Annotated in this window: 15 protein-coding genes and 6 tRNA genes; 4 read left to right on the top strand and 17 right to left on the bottom strand. The window is 66.8% G+C overall.

Going from position 1 to position 17,000, the window contains the following annotated elements; all coding sequences use genetic code 11:
• Nucleotides 1-398: 398 nt before the first annotated feature.
• Nucleotides 399-1,709, top strand: coding sequence for an ATP-binding protein (locus ACTQWE_RS01580; protein WP_441856976.1), 1,311 nt, complete (start codon nucleotides 399-401; stop codon nucleotides 1,707-1,709).
• Nucleotides 1,710-1,797: 88 nt separating this feature from the next.
• The gene (locus ACTQWE_RS01575) at nucleotides 1,798-2,382 is read left to right on the top strand and encodes a DUF5714 domain-containing protein (protein WP_441856977.1); all 585 of its coding nucleotides are present in this window, start codon (nucleotides 1,798-1,800) and stop codon (nucleotides 2,380-2,382) included.
• Between the two features lie 108 nt (nucleotides 2,383-2,490).
• Here the strand turns inward: ACTQWE_RS01575 and ACTQWE_RS01570 are convergent, their stop codons facing one another.
• The 4 genes from ACTQWE_RS01570 to ACTQWE_RS01555 form a co-directional block, all read right to left on the bottom strand.
• Nucleotides 2,491-3,657: an iron-containing alcohol dehydrogenase gene (locus tag ACTQWE_RS01570; protein WP_441856978.1), complete on the bottom strand. Its 1,167-nt coding sequence runs from the start codon at nucleotides 3,655-3,657 to the stop codon at nucleotides 2,491-2,493.
• 68 nt (nucleotides 3,658-3,725) lie between these two features.
• Nucleotides 3,726-4,205 carry a flavodoxin gene (locus ACTQWE_RS01565; RefSeq protein WP_441856979.1) on the bottom strand — a complete coding sequence of 160 codons (480 nt, stop codon included), beginning with the start codon at nucleotides 4,203-4,205 and terminating at the stop codon, nucleotides 3,726-3,728.
• A 235-nt stretch (nucleotides 4,206-4,440) separates the two neighbouring features.
• Entirely contained in the window at nucleotides 4,441-4,989 is a 549-nt protein-coding gene (locus ACTQWE_RS01560; RefSeq protein ID WP_441856980.1) for a flavin reductase family protein, read from the bottom strand.
• 9 nt (nucleotides 4,990-4,998) lie between these two features.
• Entirely contained in the window at nucleotides 4,999-5,940 is a 942-nt protein-coding gene (locus tag ACTQWE_RS01555; RefSeq protein WP_441856981.1) for an aldo/keto reductase, read from the bottom strand.
• A gap of 154 nt (nucleotides 5,941-6,094) precedes the next feature.
• Here ACTQWE_RS01555 and ACTQWE_RS01550 point away from each other — a divergent pair, with 154 nt between their 5' ends.
• Together ACTQWE_RS01550 and ACTQWE_RS01545 are read left to right on the top strand one after the other, a co-directional pair.
• The gene (locus ACTQWE_RS01550; RefSeq protein ID WP_441856982.1) at nucleotides 6,095-6,553 is read left to right on the top strand and encodes a MerR family transcriptional regulator; all 459 of its coding nucleotides are present in this window, start codon (nucleotides 6,095-6,097) and stop codon (nucleotides 6,551-6,553) included.
• A 112-nt stretch (nucleotides 6,554-6,665) separates the two neighbouring features.
• Nucleotides 6,666-7,871, top strand: coding sequence for an iron-containing alcohol dehydrogenase (locus ACTQWE_RS01545; protein ID WP_441856983.1), 1,206 nt, complete (start codon nucleotides 6,666-6,668; stop codon nucleotides 7,869-7,871).
• A 106-nt stretch (nucleotides 7,872-7,977) separates the two neighbouring features.
• On the opposite strand, the gene ACTQWE_RS01540 is transcribed toward ACTQWE_RS01545, so the two are convergent.
• The 13 genes from ACTQWE_RS01540 to ACTQWE_RS01480 all read right to left on the bottom strand — a co-directional run bounded on the left by ACTQWE_RS01540 (nucleotide 7,978) and on the right by ACTQWE_RS01480 (nucleotide 16,910).
• Nucleotides 7,978-8,256, bottom strand: a complete 279-nt coding sequence (locus ACTQWE_RS01540) for a hypothetical protein (protein ID WP_441856984.1) — start codon at nucleotides 8,254-8,256, stop codon at nucleotides 7,978-7,980.
• A gap of 84 nt (nucleotides 8,257-8,340) precedes the next feature.
• Nucleotides 8,341-9,258, bottom strand: a complete 918-nt coding sequence (locus tag ACTQWE_RS01535; protein WP_441856985.1) for an HD domain-containing protein — start codon at nucleotides 9,256-9,258, stop codon at nucleotides 8,341-8,343.
• Between the two features lie 298 nt (nucleotides 9,259-9,556).
• A tRNA-Val gene (locus tag ACTQWE_RS01530) sits at nucleotides 9,557-9,631 on the bottom strand.
• 143 nt (nucleotides 9,632-9,774) lie between these two features.
• The gene (mnmA, locus tag ACTQWE_RS01525) at nucleotides 9,775-10,995 is read right to left on the bottom strand and encodes a tRNA 2-thiouridine(34) synthase MnmA (RefSeq protein WP_441856130.1); all 1,221 of its coding nucleotides are present in this window, start codon (nucleotides 10,993-10,995) and stop codon (nucleotides 9,775-9,777) included.
• A 79-nt stretch (nucleotides 10,996-11,074) separates the two neighbouring features.
• Nucleotides 11,075-12,232, bottom strand: coding sequence for a cysteine desulfurase family protein (locus ACTQWE_RS01520; protein WP_441856131.1), 1,158 nt, complete (start codon nucleotides 12,230-12,232; stop codon nucleotides 11,075-11,077).
• Nucleotides 12,233-12,368: 136 nt separating this feature from the next.
• Nucleotides 12,369-12,442: transfer RNA gene (locus tag ACTQWE_RS01515), tRNA-Cys, on the bottom strand.
• Nucleotides 12,443-12,486: 44 nt separating this feature from the next.
• A tRNA-Gly gene (locus tag ACTQWE_RS01510) sits at nucleotides 12,487-12,562 on the bottom strand.
• Between the two features lie 211 nt (nucleotides 12,563-12,773).
• Nucleotides 12,774-12,847 (bottom strand) — tRNA-Cys (locus tag ACTQWE_RS01505).
• Between the two features lie 40 nt (nucleotides 12,848-12,887).
• Nucleotides 12,888-12,963, bottom strand: a tRNA-Gly gene (locus tag ACTQWE_RS01500).
• 156 nt (nucleotides 12,964-13,119) lie between these two features.
• Nucleotides 13,120-13,839, bottom strand: coding sequence for an anti-sigma factor antagonist (locus ACTQWE_RS01495; protein ID WP_441855981.1), 720 nt, complete (start codon nucleotides 13,837-13,839; stop codon nucleotides 13,120-13,122).
• Nucleotides 13,840-13,877: 38 nt separating this feature from the next.
• Nucleotides 13,878-16,103 carry a SpoIIE family protein phosphatase gene (locus ACTQWE_RS01490; RefSeq protein ID WP_441855983.1) on the bottom strand — a complete coding sequence of 742 codons (2,226 nt, stop codon included), beginning with the start codon at nucleotides 16,101-16,103 and terminating at the stop codon, nucleotides 13,878-13,880.
• Nucleotides 16,104-16,240: 137 nt separating this feature from the next.
• Nucleotides 16,241-16,663 carry a hypothetical protein gene (locus ACTQWE_RS01485; protein WP_441855985.1) on the bottom strand — a complete coding sequence of 141 codons (423 nt, stop codon included), beginning with the start codon at nucleotides 16,661-16,663 and terminating at the stop codon, nucleotides 16,241-16,243.
• 156 nt (nucleotides 16,664-16,819) lie between these two features.
• Nucleotides 16,820-16,910, bottom strand: a tRNA-Leu gene (locus ACTQWE_RS01480).
• Nucleotides 16,911-17,000: the final 90 nt, after the last annotated feature.

The following is a 17,000-nucleotide window of genomic DNA, read 5'->3' as shown; positions in this document are numbered from 1 at the left end:
CCTTGCCGAAAGCTCGCGCGGCACTGCCCCCGCGGAGGCAGACGCGGGGGCTTTTGCCGCGGCCGCAGCATCGCATAACGCGTTATGCGATGAGGGGCGATTTCGTGTTTGCGCAGGTAGAGAGCCTACGAGGTTCGCGGAGGGTGCTTCGCATAACGCGTTATGCGAAACCGCCGCGCGCGCCCGTTGCCCACGGGCGGCCCACCTTGCTGAAAGCTTGCAAGGTGTTGCAGATTGACAAAATGAAGCTGCTATTTAGTTTGCAAATTGACAATACGCGCCTTAATTTTTGTTTGCAGATTGACAAAACGAGCCAGACTTTTAGCTCACAAATTGACAAACCGCAGGTACAATCGATAAATGTAAGATTTGCTCCGTCAGACCACATGGAGGAACACATGCTCAGAAGGAAGGCGCTTGGCCAGTTTGAGGATTGGTACCGCTATCGCACGAAGCAGGCCCTCCTGGTGACGGGTGCGCGCCAGGTTGGGAAGACCTACCTCGTGCGAGAGTTTGCGCGTACCCACTGGGAAAACGTCGTCGAGATCAACCTGTACGAGAACCCCGCGGCGGCGGAGGCGCTTTCCACCGCGGGTAACTCGCGCGAGCTGTTCATGCGGCTGACCGCCTTTGCGGACGCCCCCATGGTTCCCGGGAAGACCGTCGTCTTCCTGGACGAGGTGCAGCAGTGCAAGGAAGCCGTCACGGCGATCAAGTTCCTGATGGAGCGCCAGGACTTTGACTACGTACTCTCGGGCTCCATGCTTGGGGTCGAGCTCAAGGGGCTGACGTCGGCGCCCGTTGGCTATCTTTCCACGGTCAAGATGTATCCGCTTGACTTTGAGGAGTTTGCCTGGGCAAATGGCGTTTCCCAGGACATACTTGACGAGGTGCGGAGCTGCTTTGCGGACGGGAGGCCCGTCGACGAGTTCATCCACCGGAGGCTGACCGGGCTGTTCCACCGCTACCTGATCTGCGGGGGCATGCCCGACCCCGTCCAGGCGTTCGCCGCGTCCGACAACGTGAGCCAGGTGCGCGTGCTGCAGGAGGCAATCGTAGGGCAGTATCGCTACGACATCTCGAAGTACGCGGGCAACCGGGCGCGCGTGGTAAGGCGCATCTTCGACCTGATGCCGAGCGAGATCAGCCGCCAGGCCAAGCGCTTCGTGGTGCGCGACGTGGAGGGCGACTCTCACTTCGACCGCTACGACAACGACTTCATGTGGCTGACCGATGCAAACGTGGCGCTGCCCGCATACAACGTGACGGAGCCGCGCTACCCGCTTGCGACGAACCTCGAGTCCAGCAAGTTCAAGCTCTTCTCGTCCGACGTGGGCATCCTCACGTACCAGTGCGGGATGGACGTGGTGCGCGACGTGCTGAGCAGCCGCGAGGACATCAACTTTGGCGCGCTGTACGAGAACGCCGTCGCGCAGGAGCTTGCGTGCCACGGGCTTGGGCTGTGGTACTTCAAGAACCGCAGCATCGGGGAGCTCGACTTCGTGGTGCAGACGGGAAGCCGCGTCGTGCCGATAGAGGTGAAGTCAGGCAAGGGCTACAAGCGCCACACCGCGCTCACCAAGGCGCTGCGGACAAGCAACTATGGGATCGAGCGAGCCATAGTGCTGCACGAGGGAAACGTGGAGAGGGACGGGGCCATCAGCTATCTGCCAACGTACATGACTATGTGCCTCGAGCCCGGCTTCTGAGCCCGTGCGTCGCAGGCGCCGCGGCGCTACCATGGGCGTTGCGCAAAGAGAAGAGCAAGATAAGTGCAAGATGCGGAGGCGGGACAACATGGACGAGCTCACCCTTGAGGAGCGTGCCAACCTGATCGTGCAGACGTGCCTGGAACAGACCAGCACCAGTCCCTACCAGGTGTTCAAAAGCGTTGCACGACAGGACTTCGTGCGCATGCACGGGCCGGAGCACCACGTGCTGGACGGCGCGGCGCTGCTGACCGCGTACCGCAACGCCGGCGGCAACGTGGACCTTTCCGCAGCGCTGGCCGAGCTCATGGCGCGCGGCCTGCAGATGCCCGGCGCCATGTGCGGGCGCTGGGGCGTGTGCGGGGCCACGGCGTCCGTGGGTGCGGCGCTCAGCATCCTAGAGGGAACGGGGCCCCTTACCAGCGACGACTCGTGGGGCAGCCACATGCAATACACGTCGCGCGCGCTCGAGGGCCTTTCGCGCATTGGCGGGCCGCGCTGCTGCAAGCGCGACGCGTACGTGTCGCTTCAGGTGGCCGTGGACTACGTGCGCGACCGCTTTGGCGTCCGCTTGCAGAAGGATGACATACGCTGCGGCTTCTATCCGCAGAACGCCCAATGCCTGGGCGAGAAGTGCCCATTCTTCCCTGCGACGGGCTCGGGTGCGCAATAGAGCGCGCGTGCTATATCCCGACCTCCTGCGCGCCCGCATCATGCGGGCAGCAGGGAGAGCGCCCCCAAGAGGCCGCACCGCAGAAGCGCCCTCCTTGTGAGCGCCATGCTACAGGCTCTGGCGGAAGATCTTCTCGACCTCTTCGGTCGAAAGCTTGTGGTAGCCGCCGTCCAGGATGATCGTGGCCTTGACCGCGGCGGGGATGTTCTCCTCGGTGAGGCCGAGCTCGCTCGCGTGGCGCACGACGCCGATCTGGTCCATCCACTCGCTCATGGCGGAAAGGCCGGCCTCGGCGAGCTGCTCGTCCGTCTTTTCGCCCGCGGGAACGTCGAACACGCTCGTGGCGAAGCGCGCGAACTTCTTCACGCCGTACGGCATGACCAGGCGGTAGTACGGCAGCGCCACGGCGGACAACGTCATGCCGTGCGTGGCGTCCGTGACAGCGCCGATGGCCTGGCCCAGCATGTGGACCTCCCAGTCCGTGGACTTGCCGCACGCGATGAGCGTGTTGAGCGCCCACGCGCACACCCAGCTGATGTTGGAGCGCGCCTCGTAGTTGGTGGGGTCCTTCACGGCGATGCGGCTGGCGTGCACGAGGCTGCGCATGAGGCCCTCAGCGATGTAGTCGCTCGTGTTGTCGTCGGTGCCCGAGAAGTACTGCTCCTGGATGTGGTTGAACGCGTCGAAGATGCCGGCGCGCATCTGGTAGTCGGGCACGGTGAACGTGAGCTCGGGGTTCACGATGGCGAAGCGCGGGATCACGTTGGGGCCAAACACGTGGCCGATCTTGAGGCCCTCCTCGTGGTTGGTGATGACGGAGCCGGCGTTCATCTCGGAGCCGGTGCCGCTCATGGTGAGGACGTCGCCCACGGGGATGATCTTGCCGGTGGGCTGCTCCATGTTGAGGTACAGGTGCTCCCAGGGGTCGCCCTCCGTCCAGGCGGAGACCGAGACGCCCTTGGCGTAGTCGATGGTAGAGCCGCCGCCCACGGCCAGGATCAGGTCGACGTCGTTATCCCGCGCGACCCTGGCGCCCTCGCGCAGCTTGTCTGCCGTGGGGTTGGACATGACGCCCGGCACCTCCACCACGGTCTTTCCGGCGGCCTCGAGCGCCGCGATCACCTTGTCGTACAGGCCGCTGCGCTTGATCGAGCCGCCGCCATAGGTGAGCAGGACCTTGGGGCCAAACTTCGCCAGCTCGCCGGGCAGCTCGTCCAGGGCGTCGGGGCCAAAGTGGACGCGGCAGGGGTTCTCGTACGTAAAGTTACCGAGCATGATAGCTCCTCTCGTCTTTTGTTTCGCCTAGGCTGGTAGCGGCCGGAATGCGCTTGCGGCGCGGGACCTTAGAGACCAAGGCCCTGAGCCCAGGCTTTGAGCTCGCTTGTGGAGGGGTTGCCGTTCATCATGCGGCCGTCGACCACGCGCACGTGGGGCACAAGACCGCGCATGCGACTGACCGCACGAGAGATGCCACTGCTTCCGCTTGTCGCAAAGGGAACCACGGTCTTCCCTCCAAGGTCGCAGGCCTCCAGAAACGTGTCAACGATGCGGGGCTCCACATACCACCAGATGGGGAAGCCCACAAAGACCACGTCGTACGAGGAGAGATCCGGTGCGGCCTGGGCAAGGGCGGGACGCGAGGAATCATCGCCCATCTCGACAGACGACCTGCTCGAGGAGTTGTTCCAGTTGAGGTCCCGGCTGGAATAGGGCACCGCAGGCGTAATGCGGTAAAGGTCTGCACCAGCGGCCTTGGCGAGGGACTTTGCCGCCCTCTCCGTTGTGCCCGTGGCACTGAAGTATGTAACGATTGCCTTGTTCATCTTGCATGTCCCTTCTGTTGGACAAAAGGTTGGGAGGACGATGCCCGTCCTCGGGTACTATTTTCGAACCTAAAGTCAGGTTTAGGTCAAGCGGCATAATTACAATGCCATAGCGGTTTACGTAGTTGGTGAGGTCGTAGAAGAGCTCTATCGGTTCAACCCGCTTCTCTTTTACCTGCATGTCGCGACCCCCTCGCTTAGACAGACGCCCGTTGACGCCACTTTGGTCTATGCGCTAATCCTTGTCGAGGCGCAGGCATCCGCCGACACGCTCGCCGAGGCTCCAGTACGAGTACGTGGGGAACTCGAAGAGGACCGGCGCCACCTTGCCGTAGTCTATCTTTCCCTTCTCGTCCAGGCATGCCTCGTCCACGTACGTTCCGTCGATCGCGAGCACGAACGTGTCGAAGCCTTCGGTCTGGTACACGTCCACGACCGAGCACGCAAGCGAGAGGGGCGACTCCCTGATGAGAGGCGCACCGTCCTCGGCAGCGCTCCACGCGAAAACGTCGGACTTGTCCGCCTTCGCCCCGCTCACACTTCCCACATGGTCTGCAGCGCGGAGGAGGCCCTCGTCGACCAGATTGATCGAGCAGGTGCCGCTCTTGCGGATCCACTGGTTGGTGTAGTGCTGCTTGGCGCAGCTGATGGTCACCCTGTCGTGCCCGATGATGCCTACGTGCGCCACGAGCAACCAGTTGGGGCCATTGTGCGTCATGGCGCCCACAACCGTCACGGGCGTGGGGTACAGCGCGAGCTTTGACCCAAGGTTCTTCTTTCCCATTGTCTCTCCCTAGTCCATCTTCTTTTCCCAGGCGCGGACCGCGTTGATGCCGAGCGAGTCCGCGGCCTTTTCGAGCTCGCGCACCTCGTCAGTGGAAAGCACGATAGAGCCTGCCTTTGCGGCATCCGTCACATGGCGCTCCCTCGTGACGCCCACGATGGGACGCGTCCCCTTCGCAATCGCCCAGGCGACGGGAATCTGCGCCGGCTCCACATCGTGCGCCTCCGCGACCTTGGCGAGCTCTGCGTTGAGGGTCTCGAGCCTGCCAAGCACGGGGTTGTACTTTTGGGCGCGGGCAGAGCCCTCTGGCATGGGGTGGGCGGTGTCGTACTTGCCGGACAGGGCACCCTGCTCGAGCACCATGTACGACCAGAACTCGACGTCGTTCTGGCGGCACCAGTCCAGGATGCCTGAGTCCTCGGATGAGCGGTTTATAAGGCTGAAGTGGTTCTGCACCGCACCCAGACGAAGGCCATGCTCGCGTAGGATCGCATCTGCCTGCTCGACCTCCGCGAGATTGTGGTTGGACACGCCGATCACAGGGGCATCGTCCCTACCCTCGAAGTACGCCGCGAGTTCCCCGATCCAGCGCGGGGCACCCACCGTGTTGTGCACCCAGTACACGTCGAAGTGATCGATCCCCATGGTGCGGAGCTGCGCCTCGTACATATCGGCCACGGCGGTCTTCGACGAAGCGTCCATGCACTGCGGGGTGAGCTTGTCGGAGACGCGATAGCTTTCACGCGGCCGGCCGTTAAGGAAGCCCGCAAGCACCCTCTCGGACTCCCCCATGCCATAGACGTATGCGGTATCCCACAGGTTGAGGCCCGCATCCATGGCCGCATCGAACACGGGGCGGAGCTCGTCTTCCGTAAGCCCGCTACCAAAAGTCCCATCGTTTCCCCAGGCCCAGGCTCCAAGCACGACCTTTGGGCTCTTCTCGTCACTCATGCCGTTCTCCAATCGTCCCAGTTGCGCTTTCTCAACTCGTTGGCACGATTCTCGAACTTAAACCATAGTTTAAGTCAATATACTTTCTCTAATGTATGAAAGTGACTTCACAAATCGGCAGCAGGTTCACCACGCAACGATGAAGGAGGGCGTTTTGGAGAAGGTCTACACCATTGGCGAGGCGGCATCCGCACTGGGAATGCCGGCGTCGACGATACGCTACTACGACAAGAACGGACTGTTTCCGGACATGACGCGAAGCCAGGGCGGCATCCGCGTGTTTACCGAGGACGACCTGGAGTGGGCGCGCTTCATCGAGCGGCTCAAGGTCTCGGGCATGCCCATACGCGAGATCAAGCACTACATCGACCTCTATCGCAAGGGGGACTCCACCATCGAGGAGCGCCGGCGCATCGTGAACGAGCGGCGCGAGGCCATCCTAAGGCAGATGGAGGACCTTAGGCTCTCGCTCGACTTCATCACCTATAAGTGCTGGTACTACGATGTAGCGGCAGAGTCCGGCACCTGCGACACGCCCAAGAACATGCCGGTCGAGGAGCTTCCGGAAGACATCCGTCGCATCAAGGCGGAGTGCCGTATAAACCGCTACTAGAAAGATGTGGGCGGACGGCAGGTTGGCGCAAGGCATGCCACGCCCGCGCCAACCGCTAGAATGAACCCACACAACAACCCGGGCCCACGGCCCCAACGGAAGGCAGTCCACCATGAACGACTTCGTGTTCCAATCCCCCACCCGCTTTGTGTTTGGCCGCGGCTACGCGGACAGGATCGGGGGCGAGGTCGCCGCGCTTGGGGCAAAGCGCGTCCTTCTGGTGTACGGCGGCGGCTCCGTCGTGCGCACCGGCCTCCTTGCCCGCGTGACGGCGTCGCTCGAGGCCGCCGGCGTTGAGCACGTGGAGCTTCCCGGCGTACGGCCCAACCCCGAGGTGGGCCTCGTGCGCACGGGCATAGAGCTCGCGCGCGAGAAGAGCGTGGACCTTGTGCTCGCCGTCGGCGGCGGGTCCGTGATCGACTGCTCAAAGGCGATCGCATTTGGCGTGCCCTACCAGGGCGACGTGTGGGATTTCTTCAGCCACAAGGCGCAGATCGGCACGTGCCTTCCGGTTGCCTGCGTGCTGACCATCCCCGCCGCGGGATCTGAAGCCTCCGCCTCGTGCGTCATCAGCAACGACGCGCTCAACCTGAAGAAGGGCGTGAACGGCGACGTGTTCCGCCCGCGCGTGGCGGTGCTCGACCCGGAGGTCACGTTCACGCTGCCGCAGTACCAGACAGCCGCCGGCGCGGTGGACATCATCTGCCACATATGCGAGCGCTTCTTCAGCGGCACCGGAGCCGTGCCCGTCACGGACAACATCGCGTGCGGCATCATCCGCGCCGTGATCGACGCGGCGACCACCGTTACCGCCACGCCGGACGACTACGACGCCCGCGCCACCATCATGTGGTCCGGCACGCTCGCCCACAACGACCTCTGCGGCTGCGGCCGCGCCGCGGCGCCCACCAAGCGCGCCGGCGGCTGGGAGAGCCACGGCCTCGAGCACGAGATCTCCGCGCACCGGCCAGAGGTAACGCACGGCGCCGGCCTGGCCGTGATCCTGCCTGCGTGGATGCGCTACGTGTGGCGCGCAAACCGCGAGCGCTTCCTGGCGTTCGCGAAGGGCGTGTTCGACGTGGAGCCCGTGGACCAGACGGACGAGGCCATCCAGGACGCGATCACCTATGCGATCGACGAGCTGCAGCGCTTCTTCGTGAGCCTCGGCATGCCGCGCACGCTGGCAGACCTCGACCTTGCGCCCGCGGAGGTGGACGGCTGGCTCCAGACGCTGCGCCAGAACAAGGGCGAGCGCTTCGGCGAGCTCATGCCGCTCACCATGGAGGACGCGCGCGCCATATACCTCTCGGCGTTCTAGGCGGTACTTCTCGCCCGAAGGCGGCCCTTCTCGCCCGTGGGCGCCTGACGCGTGTGGCGCGCCAGTCCCCGCAACTCCGCCGGCGCCGCCGGACGCGGCACCACGGCTAGCGCGGGCGAGAAGAACTGCGCCCCTTGCCCGGGGCATCGGACGGGTGCCTCAGGCTCTCGGGCACGTGGCCGGACTGGATCTTGCGGACCTTGCCGAGGTTGAGCCGGCCTCCTGCGTGGCCGCCACTCGTGCGGCCCGCGGAGCCGCCAGACGCGGCACCCTTCTTGCGCGCCGCCGCGGCCTTCGCGGCCTTGCCGCCCGTGCAGAGGTCGTAGTACAGCATGTTGTCGGGAATGCCGTCGTCGTTTGCGTCCATCCACCCAAAGATGCTCATGGCGCCCCCCGTTTCTGCCGATGCCGTCGCCTCACAGTGTAGCAGCGCGGGTGGACGTCGACCGCTCCACGCGAACGCCCAGCGTCATCCCACGACCTCCGCAACGATGCGCGCGTCCCGGTTGCTCGTGCCGTTGCGCCATGCCACGCGCACGCAGAACCCGTTGCAATGGGGCCGGTAGCGCTGCGCCACGGGGTCTTGCACCATGTTGTAGGCGCCTGCGGAGTGGTCGTAGCGCCACGTGCAGCCGGCGGGCGTGCCATCGGCATCTGCATCGTCCTCGAAACCCACGCCTACCGTGACGCCTTCCCGCTGGTACACGCGCCAGCAGACGCGTTCGCCGCTGCCACAGTCCACCGCGCGGCCAAAGTCGTAGCGCACCGCGACGCTCTCGCCCACCGCAAGCGGCAGAACGTCCGCCTTCAGCAGGAACGCGCCGTCCGCCTTGCCATAGGCATCGTCCACGCGCGCGTATGCGGCGCCATCCCACGACTCGTCACGCAGCTCAAACGCAAACGGCTCGCCGCGCGCCTCCATGCGCACGGCGCCCAGCGGCGTCCGCAGCTCCGTCGCCATGTCGCCCAGTGCCACGCGAGCTTGCAGGTACCTGCGCAGCCGAGCCACGTCCGCGTCCGTCACGTGGTCCAAGCGCGTAAGGTCGCAGTTGTGTCGCAGGTCCGCGGCCTTCACCCTGCGCGCGATGGGGTTCGCGCGCAGCGCCCGCACGTAGTCCAAATACGGCACGCCGTCCCGGTGCGTCAGCAGCTCCACCGCCCGCACCGCGGCAGAAGACACGCCCAGCGCAAGCAGGTCCTCCGCGGTCGCGCCGCAGTCCTCCATCACGTCGTGCAAGAGCGCGGCGCAGGTCTCGTCCTCGGTCGACATCTGCTCCGCAAGGTGCAGCGGGTGGTTTGCGTACGGCAGGCCGGCCTTGTCCCGCTGGCCCGCGTGCGCCTCCATGCAAAACCGCAGCGCCCGCTTCGTGGTCGGCGTGTACAGCATCGGTTCCCCCCTAGTGTCCGTGCGGCACGGCGTCCAGCCTGCCGCGCTCTAAAAACAGGTCCGCGCGCACCAGGCCCGCCAGCACCACCCCTTGCCAAAGGAACATCCCCCTGGCCTGCAACTTCATGAGGTCCCAGCCCGCCATCGGTCGCAACGCGCTTGCGCGGCCGCCCCTGATCACTCCGCCGCGTCGGGAAGCAGGTAGGTGGACTTGCTCCTCTTGTAGAGCCCGCGCCGGATGCCAAACGTGGACCAAAAGAAAACAGCCCAGAGACATGGCCTCTGAGCTGCGAATTTATGGTGGGCGTTAGAAGATTTGAACTTCTGACCTCTTCCGTGTCAGGGAAGCGCTCTCCCCCTGAGCTAAACGCCCGAACGTGTTGCGCACCGGCTGGGGTTGCTCAGTGCGTTAGTAACTATAAAGGAACGTAACCGCCGACGCAACCACCAATTTGAGAAATCTTGAAATTGCGTTGCGGCCATCGCGACGCGGGAGCCGCGCCCACCGCGGCATCGCTAGCGTGGCGACCAGTCGACCCTGCCCGGCGCGCCTGCGCTCGGCGGGCAAAGCTCCGGACGCGCGATGATGCCCCCGCCCAGGCACTCGAGCCCGTCGTAGATGACGGCGCTCTGCCCCGGGGCGACGGTGCGGACGGGCTCCGCATACTCCAACAAGACCGAGGTGCCGCACTTCTCGCCTGCGCCGATCTTCTCGCCTGCGTGGCCCGTCTCGCCTACGTTTCCCGTCTTGCCTTCATTGCCCGCGGGGGCCTGCCGGGACGGCGCGGGCGAGAAGGGCGTGACGTGCGCGGGGCGGAGGTCTCCGGTGTGGCGGCTGCGCACGAGGTAGTCGCCGGGCGCCGGGGGCTCGCCGTGAACCCAGCGGACGTCCGTAAGCAGGATGCGACGCGTCCAGAGCGCAGGGCAGGCGGGGTCGGCCGTGGCAAAGACCGTGTTGGTGACGACGTCCGTGGCCACGACGTAGCGCTTGGGGCCGCCGCCGATGCCGAGGCCCTTGCGCTGGCCGACCGTGAACAGGAAGGCGCCGTCGTGGTGGCCGATGACGCGGCCGGTCTCCCACTCCACGATGTCGCCGGCGCGGCGCTCCAGCGTGTCGAGCAGGAACGTGCGGATGCCGACGGGGCCGATGAAGCAGATGCCGTCGGAGTCTGGCTTGGCCTCAACGCCGAGGCCGCGCTCCGCGCACATGCAGCGAACCTGCGCCTTTGTGGGGATGTCGCCTATGGGAAACAGCGTGCGCGAAAGCGTCGCCTCTGGCACGCGCCACAGGAAGTACGTCTGGTCCTTGTGCTCGTCCGCGGCGCGAAGCAGGTGCGTGCGGGCGGGCGCGCCGGGGGCGGTGGCAGGCTCGCGCGAGACGCGCGCGTAGTGGCCCGTCGCGACGAAGTCCGCGCCCTCCGCGAACGCGCGGCGCGCGAACGTGCCGAACTTGACGGTCTGGTTGCACATGACGTCCGGGTTGGGCGTGAGGCCGTGCGCGTAGGCGTCCACTAGGTAGTCGACCACGGTGGACTTGTACTCCGCCTCGCAGTCCCACACGTCGAGGTCGATCCCCAGCGTGACGGCGACGCGCTCCGCGTCCGCGAGGTCGTCCGCCCAGGTGCACTTGAATCCGGGCAGGTCGCGCGACCAGTTGCGCATGTAGACGGCATGCACGCGATAGCCCTGCTCAAGCAGGAGCGCCGCGGCGAGCGCGGAGTCCACGCCGCCGCTCATGCCGAGGTAGACGGTCTGGCCACTGCCGGCCGGCGCCGCGTGCGCAGAGCGTGCGGCCGGCGCCGCGTTGTACGTACTCTCAGGCATCGCGAACCTCCCCCAGGCCCAGTCGGGCCGCCTCCGCGCGGACGACGCGGCAGATGGCGTCCGCCGCATAGTCCACGTCCTCTGCCGTGGTGGGCCTGCCGAGCGTGATCCTGAGCGAGCCCGCCGCCACGCGCTCCGGAACGCCCATGGCGGCCAGCACGTGGCTTACGCGCATCTTGCTGGCCGCGCACGCGGAGCCCGTGCCCACGCTCACGCCCTCGCGCTCCAGCAGGATCACCAGGCGGCGCGCCTCGAGCCCGGGAAAGCTCACGTGCAGAAGGCCCGGCAGGCGGTTTGCGTCCTTGCGCGGGCCCGCGACCACGCACCACGGGAACTCTTGCACCAGACGCGCCTGCAGGCCGTTGCGCAGCGCCGCGAGCCGCCGGCACTCCTGGGGGCGAAGGCGCTCCGCGAGCTCGAGCGCGCATGCGAACGCCATCACCCCAGCCACGTTCTGCGTGCCGGAGCGCACGCCGCCCTCCTGTCCGCCGCCGCGCACGAGGGGCCTCAGCCGCACGCCGTCGGCCGCGTACAAGAGGCCCACCTGCTTCGGGCCGTACACCTTGGCCGCGGACACCGTCACGAGGTCCGCCCCCAGCGACGACACGTTCACGGAGCAGTAGCCGGCCGCCTGCGAGGCGTCCGTGTGGAGCAGGATGGGACGTTCTTCTCGCCCGGCGAGGCGCCGCGCGCGCTCCGCCGCCACGACGGCCGCGATCTTGCGGATGGGCTGGATGGCGCCCACCTCGCCGTTGGCGAGCGACACGGAAACGAGCCCCGTCGTGGGCCCGATGGCACGGGCCACGTCCGCCGGGTCCACACGGCCGTCCGGCCCCACGGGAACGAGCACGTGGTCGCGCGCGGCGGCCACCTCGAGCACGCTCTGGTGCTCCGTCGCCGCCACGAGCACCTGGCCCGCGACCGCCGCGAGGGCGAGGTTGTTCGCCTCCGTGGCGCCGGCGGTGAGCGTTATATTTGCGGGCCGCGCGCCCAGAACGTGCGCCAGGCGGGCCCGGGCGCCCTCGAGCTCCGCCGCGACCGCGCGCGAGGAGGCGTACGGGGCGGACGGGTTCTGGAAGCGCTCGGTTAGGTACGGCAGCATGGCGTCGACGGCCTCGGGCGCCATGGGCGTGGCCGCGGCGTAGTCCAGGTAGACGTCGCGCCGCGGCGTGGCGGCGCCGGGCGCCTTGGGCGAGAGGGGCGTGGGCGTTTGCGTTGTGACCGCCTCCTTGCGACGATGCGTAACGAAAAGGGCACCTGCCGTGGCAGATGCCCTGTGCGTGCGTTGGAGGCGAGACCCGGATTCGAACCGGGGATAAAGGCTTTGCAGGCCTCTGCCTTACCACTTGGCCATCTCGCCCTGAGATATGAAAAAGGCCGGTCGAAACCGGCCATAAGCTCCTATGGAGCGGGCTACGGGGATCGAACCCGCGACCTCCACCTTGGCAAGGTGGCGCGCTACCAACTGCGCTAAGCCCGCAAGCGCAGGGATTAATATACGCGACTCCCCCACCCCGCGCAAGGGGGAATTTTTGCCGACGTCCGTGCACATAGGTTCTCCACGTTTGGGGCTGGGGCCGCACGCATGCCGCTCGTGTCGCCGGCTGGCATGCACGCCCTTCTCGCCCACGCGCAACGCCCGTGCCACCGTATAACAAAAGGGCACCCCGTAGGGTGCCCTTCACGTTCGTTGGAGGCGAGACCCGGATTCGAACCGGGGATAAAGGCTTTGCAGGCCTCTGCCTTACCACTTGGCCATCTCGCCATATGAAAAGAGCCGATGTGAACCGGCTCCGATGAATGCATGGAGCGGGCTACGGGGATCGAACCCGCGACCTCCACCTTGGCAAGGTGGCGCGCTACCAACTGCGCTAAGCCCGCGAACGCGAGGAATAATATACGTGACGCGGCGGTCCGATGCAAGCGTGAATTTCAAATTTGTTTGCAAGAACCCCGCGGCGGACGCAAAACCGCAGGTACAGACCGTAATATTTTTGGGACCAAGGTGTGTTGTGCATGTCGGGCTCCGGCGCCGCCCTACACCAGCTTCACGATGCGCACCAGCGTGCCACACCCGCCGGAGCGCTTGCGAATGGTGACGGAGTCCGCCAGGAGCCGCATCAGCTTGATGCCGCGGCCGCGCTCCTCGTTCGGGCGCTCCTGCGCGGGCAGCTGCCCCCGTCGCACGCTTATGCCACAGCCGCGGTCCGTCACGTCGATCACGGCGCGGTCCGGATAGGCGGACACCGTGACCAGCGCGTCCCGCCCGTCCGTATGGTCGATGGCGTTGCCCATGGCCTCGCCTATGGCCAGCGTGATGTCGAACACCTGGTCATCCGAGAAGGGCATCCGCCTCAGCAGGGCCTCCACCTTGCCACGCGTCTCCTGCAGGTCCGCGGCGTTCACGCGAAGCGCCGTCCGCCACGTGGGCATGACGGTGGGGTCGAGCTCCGGTACCTCCGGCCGGGCGTTCGTGCCGGATATCGGCGCGAAGTCCACCACTCGCGCGATCCTCAGCGTGCGCAGCACGCGGTCGCCCACGTTGATGAGCGAAAGCAGGCCCCCCGCCTGCCGCATGCTGCGGATCTCCCTAAACAGCAGCGCCATGCCCGCGGAGTCCACGTACTGCACGCCCGCCATGTTAAGGATGACCCTGCGACAGCCGGACGCGATGAGCGAGTCCACCGTGTCCCGCACGCGCGGCACGGTCGTCACGTCCAGGTCGCCCTCCACGGGCACCAGAGCTATGTTGGGCATGGTCTCCATACCCTGCTTGTTCCCCATCGCGGGCGCGGCTAAGCACGCGGCTGCTGCCGTTTGCCAACTTGGTCAAAGCGCAGCGCCACCATGGCGACATCGTCCTCCAGGTGGCGGCTCGTAAAGCGGTCCAGCGCGTCCAGGAGCCGGCCCAGCAGCCCGTCGAAGCCGCGCGGCGCCTCGCGCATCACGGCGTCGCGCAGGCCGTCCTCGCCAAAGAACGCACCGTCCGTGGCGCGGGCCTCCGTGGTTCCGTCCGTGTACAGCAGCAGCACGTCCCCCGTGCCCAGGCTCACGCGCCCGTTGCGGTACGTCATCTCGTGGAACGCGCCCACCACGCCCGACTGCACGTCCAGAGCCTCGATCGCGCCCGTGGACGCCCGTACCAGAAACGCGGGCGGATGCCCGGCGCTGCAGTACGTGAGCCTGCCGCCGCGCAGGTCCACCATGCCCACAAAAAGCGTCGCGAACGTCTCGAGCCGAGAAAAGCCCAGGAGGAACTCGTTCAAGAGCCTCACCATGTGCGCCGGGGCAAGGCCCTGCCAGCTGTACGCGCCGAGCGCCGTCTTGACGGCGGCGCTCACCGAGGCGGCCTCCACCCCCTTGCCGGACACGTCGCCCATGATCACGCAGGCGCGGTCGTTGGGAAGGCGTATCAGGTCGTAGAAGTCGCCGCCTATGACGGCCGCCTGCGTCGCGGACGAGTAGATGCCGTCTGCAGATATGCCGGGCACGCGCTGCAACTCGTTGCGCATGCCGGTCTGCAGCGCCTGCGCGATGTGCTTGTCCTGGCGGCGCACCTCGTCGCCGTGCGCAAGGCCGGACGCGTCCGTCGCCACGCGCTCCAGAAACTTCAGCTCGAGGTCGTCCAGGGGCTCCGCGTCCGCCTCGCGCAGCACCAGGCAGAAGCAGCGCGTGCCGTCCACCATGCCGGCGTCCACCAGGGCGCCCACGGCCGGCTCGCCCTCCCGCACCAGCGCGGACGCCAGCGCGGATCCCTCGCGCACCGGCTGCACCACAATCTCGTTTCCCGCCTGGTCGCCCTCCGCGGCGCCCAGGTCCGCCGCCAGGCTGCACGTACGGCCGTCCGGAAGCGTCGCGCGCATGTGCCCGGGCTCGTCCTCGTCCTCTGCCAGCCGCACGCACGACGCGTCCAGCACCCCCGAGGCCGCCTCCAGCGCATCGGCCACGCTCTTCTCGTCCACCGGGCCCGCGCTCATCATGGTCTCGCGGATGCCGGAGGCCGCCTCGCGCAGGTCGGCCTCGCGCTGGGCGCGCATCGCCGAGAACGCGCCCGCCAGCTGCACGGACAGGTACTGCGCCACGGCGTCCAGCAGCTCGGAGTCCTCGCGGCGCATGGGGTGCACGTGGTCCCAGCCCACCTCGATCAGCGCCAGCAGGTGGCGGCCAAACCAGACGGGCACCGCGATGAAGCTCGCGAACGGGGGCAGCACGGACGACATCACGTGGTAGATCTCGCGCGTCTCCTCGTTCACCACGTTGCGCCGCGTCAGCCGACCGCGCCTGAGGTCCGCGCCCTCCGGCGCCATCACGCGCAGCCTCAGCGCGTGGCCCGCCTGCGAGGCGAGCCGCTCGATCGTGCGCCCGAACGACATGAACCTGGGCACGCGCGCCTCGCCGAGCGAGCTGCTGGTCCCGCGCAGGTGGTAGCCGTCCGACTCCGCCACGTAGAACACGGTGCCCGTCGCGTCCATCGTGTCCGTGATCTCCTCCAGCACGCGGCTGAACAGCGTCTGCACGTCGCGCGAGTCCAGCGTCTCGAGCACGATGCTCAGCGTGCCGGACAGCCGGTGGTTCGCGCGCGAGAGCTCCTGCACCAGCCGGTCGTGCTCGCGCTCCTCCGCCTGGCGCGAGTCGTCCTCGTACGCCACCAGGAGGTACGTCTCGCCGGGCGCGCTCACGCGGTCGCAGCGCACGGATATGCCCGTCTCCGCGCCCGCGGCGCCCACCACCACGAGCGACGACGTGCTTCCGTCCGTCGAGAAGGGCAGGGCGCACGCGTCGAAGGCGTCTTCCGGGACCACGCCGGCGGCCGGCGGAAACAGCGCGCGCACGTCCGAGCCCACGAGGTCCTTGCGGCCGAACAGGCGCTCCGCCGCCTCGTTCGACATGAGGATGCGCCCGAAGCCGTCGAACGCCAGCACGGCGTCGCTCGTGAGCGAGAGGAGCCCCGCGAGCGTGCCGGAGACGCTCCTTTCGCCTATGCCCTCGACCCGCCTGAAACCAAGGCCCGTGCCTGCCATCGCGCTCCCCCGAATCGCCGCCTGCGGACGCCAACGTCCTTAGCATACCCAGAGCGGCGCCCCGACGGGGCGACGTTTGTAAGCGAACGTGCGCAGGCGGCCCGGCCCGCCACGGGTGCCTTGGCCCGAGGAGGGGCCTAGTCCGCGATACCCAGCTCCAGCGCCGTGAGGCCCGTGAAGCCCACCTGGGCCAGCTTGATGTTGACGGGCTCGCCCTGCACGCACACGATGTCGACGACGCGCCCGCCAAAGCTGCAGCAGTAGGCGTACGCCACGTTGAGGTCCGCGCTCACGAGGCGGTGCAGCACCGTCGCAAGGCCTCCGGGCACGTCGGGGACCTCCGTCGCCACGACGTTCGTCAGCTCCGCATGGAAGCCCTTCTCGCCCAGGAGGCCAGCCGCCCTCGAGGGTTGGTCGCAGATGAGGCGGACGCAGCTGAAGTCGCTCGAGTCCGCCACCATGAGGCCCATCACCTGGATGTTCGCCTCGCCGAGCGTCTGGCTCATCTGCTCGAGTGTCCCGGGCCTGTTGGGAAGGAAGACGGTCACCTGCTTGATCATGGGGCGCCCCCTATCGCGTCTGCCGGCATCCGCCGGCTTTTGCCCCCATGCTAGGAGCCATGCGTTTCGGGTTGTTTGCCTGGGAGTTTCCTTCGGTGGGCGCATGCTAAAAGGAAAGTCCCCACCGGCCAGAACCGATGGGGACCCTTGTTCACGTGGTGTCGGAGGCGGGACTTGAACCCGCACGACCTTTTAGTCAGTCACTAGCACCTCAAGCTAGCGCGTCTGCCAATTCCGCCACTCCGACGTGAGTTTGTGCGAGAGCTATATTAGCACGGCCGATTCTTTTGGTGCAACAACTATTTCCAAAAACTTTTGCCGCACCCTGGCGGGACGG

The organism is Parafannyhessea sp. LCP19S3_B1 (genome assembly GCF_052121955.1).
Taxonomy (GTDB): Bacteria; Actinomycetota; Coriobacteriia; order Coriobacteriales; family Atopobiaceae; genus Parafannyhessea.
The sequence above is the reverse complement of the archived record's forward strand: the minus strand, read 5'-3'. Positions and strand labels throughout refer to the sequence as shown.

Coding starts and splice junctions, on each gene's coding strand:
- ACTQWE_RS01535 (WP_441856985.1), bottom strand. CDS start 9,258: ATGCTGTACACGCCGACCACGAAGCGGGCGCTGCGGTTTTGCATGGAG.
- ACTQWE_RS01555 (WP_441856981.1), bottom strand. CDS start 5,940: ATGAGTGACGAGAAGAGCCCAAAGGTCGTGCTTGGAGCCTGGGCCTGG.
- ACTQWE_RS01495 (WP_441855981.1), bottom strand. CDS start 13,839: ATGCCCAACATAGCTCTGGTGCCCGTGGAGGGCGACCTGGACGTGACG.
- ACTQWE_RS01485 (WP_441855985.1), bottom strand. CDS start 16,663: ATGATCAAGCAGGTGACCGTCTTCCTTCCCAACAGGCCCGGGACACTC.
- mnmA (WP_441856130.1), bottom strand. CDS start 10,995: ATGAGCGGCGGCGTGGACTCCGCGCTCGCCGCGGCGCTCCTGCTTGAG.
- ACTQWE_RS01575 (WP_441856977.1), top strand. CDS start 1,798: ATGGACGAGCTCACCCTTGAGGAGCGTGCCAACCTGATCGTGCAGACG.
- ACTQWE_RS01540 (WP_441856984.1), bottom strand. CDS start 8,256: ATGAGCATCTTTGGGTGGATGGACGCAAACGACGACGGCATTCCCGAC.
- ACTQWE_RS01490 (WP_441855983.1), bottom strand. CDS start 16,103: ATGGCAGGCACGGGCCTTGGTTTCAGGCGGGTCGAGGGCATAGGCGAA.
- ACTQWE_RS01570 (WP_441856978.1), bottom strand. CDS start 3,657: ATGCTCGGTAACTTTACGTACGAGAACCCCTGCCGCGTCCACTTTGGC.
- ACTQWE_RS01545 (WP_441856983.1), top strand. CDS start 6,666: ATGAACGACTTCGTGTTCCAATCCCCCACCCGCTTTGTGTTTGGCCGC.
- ACTQWE_RS01565 (WP_441856979.1), bottom strand. CDS start 4,205: ATGAACAAGGCAATCGTTACATACTTCAGTGCCACGGGCACAACGGAG.
- ACTQWE_RS01560 (WP_441856980.1), bottom strand. CDS start 4,989: ATGGGAAAGAAGAACCTTGGGTCAAAGCTCGCGCTGTACCCCACGCCC.
- ACTQWE_RS01580 (WP_441856976.1), top strand. CDS start 399: ATGCTCAGAAGGAAGGCGCTTGGCCAGTTTGAGGATTGGTACCGCTAT.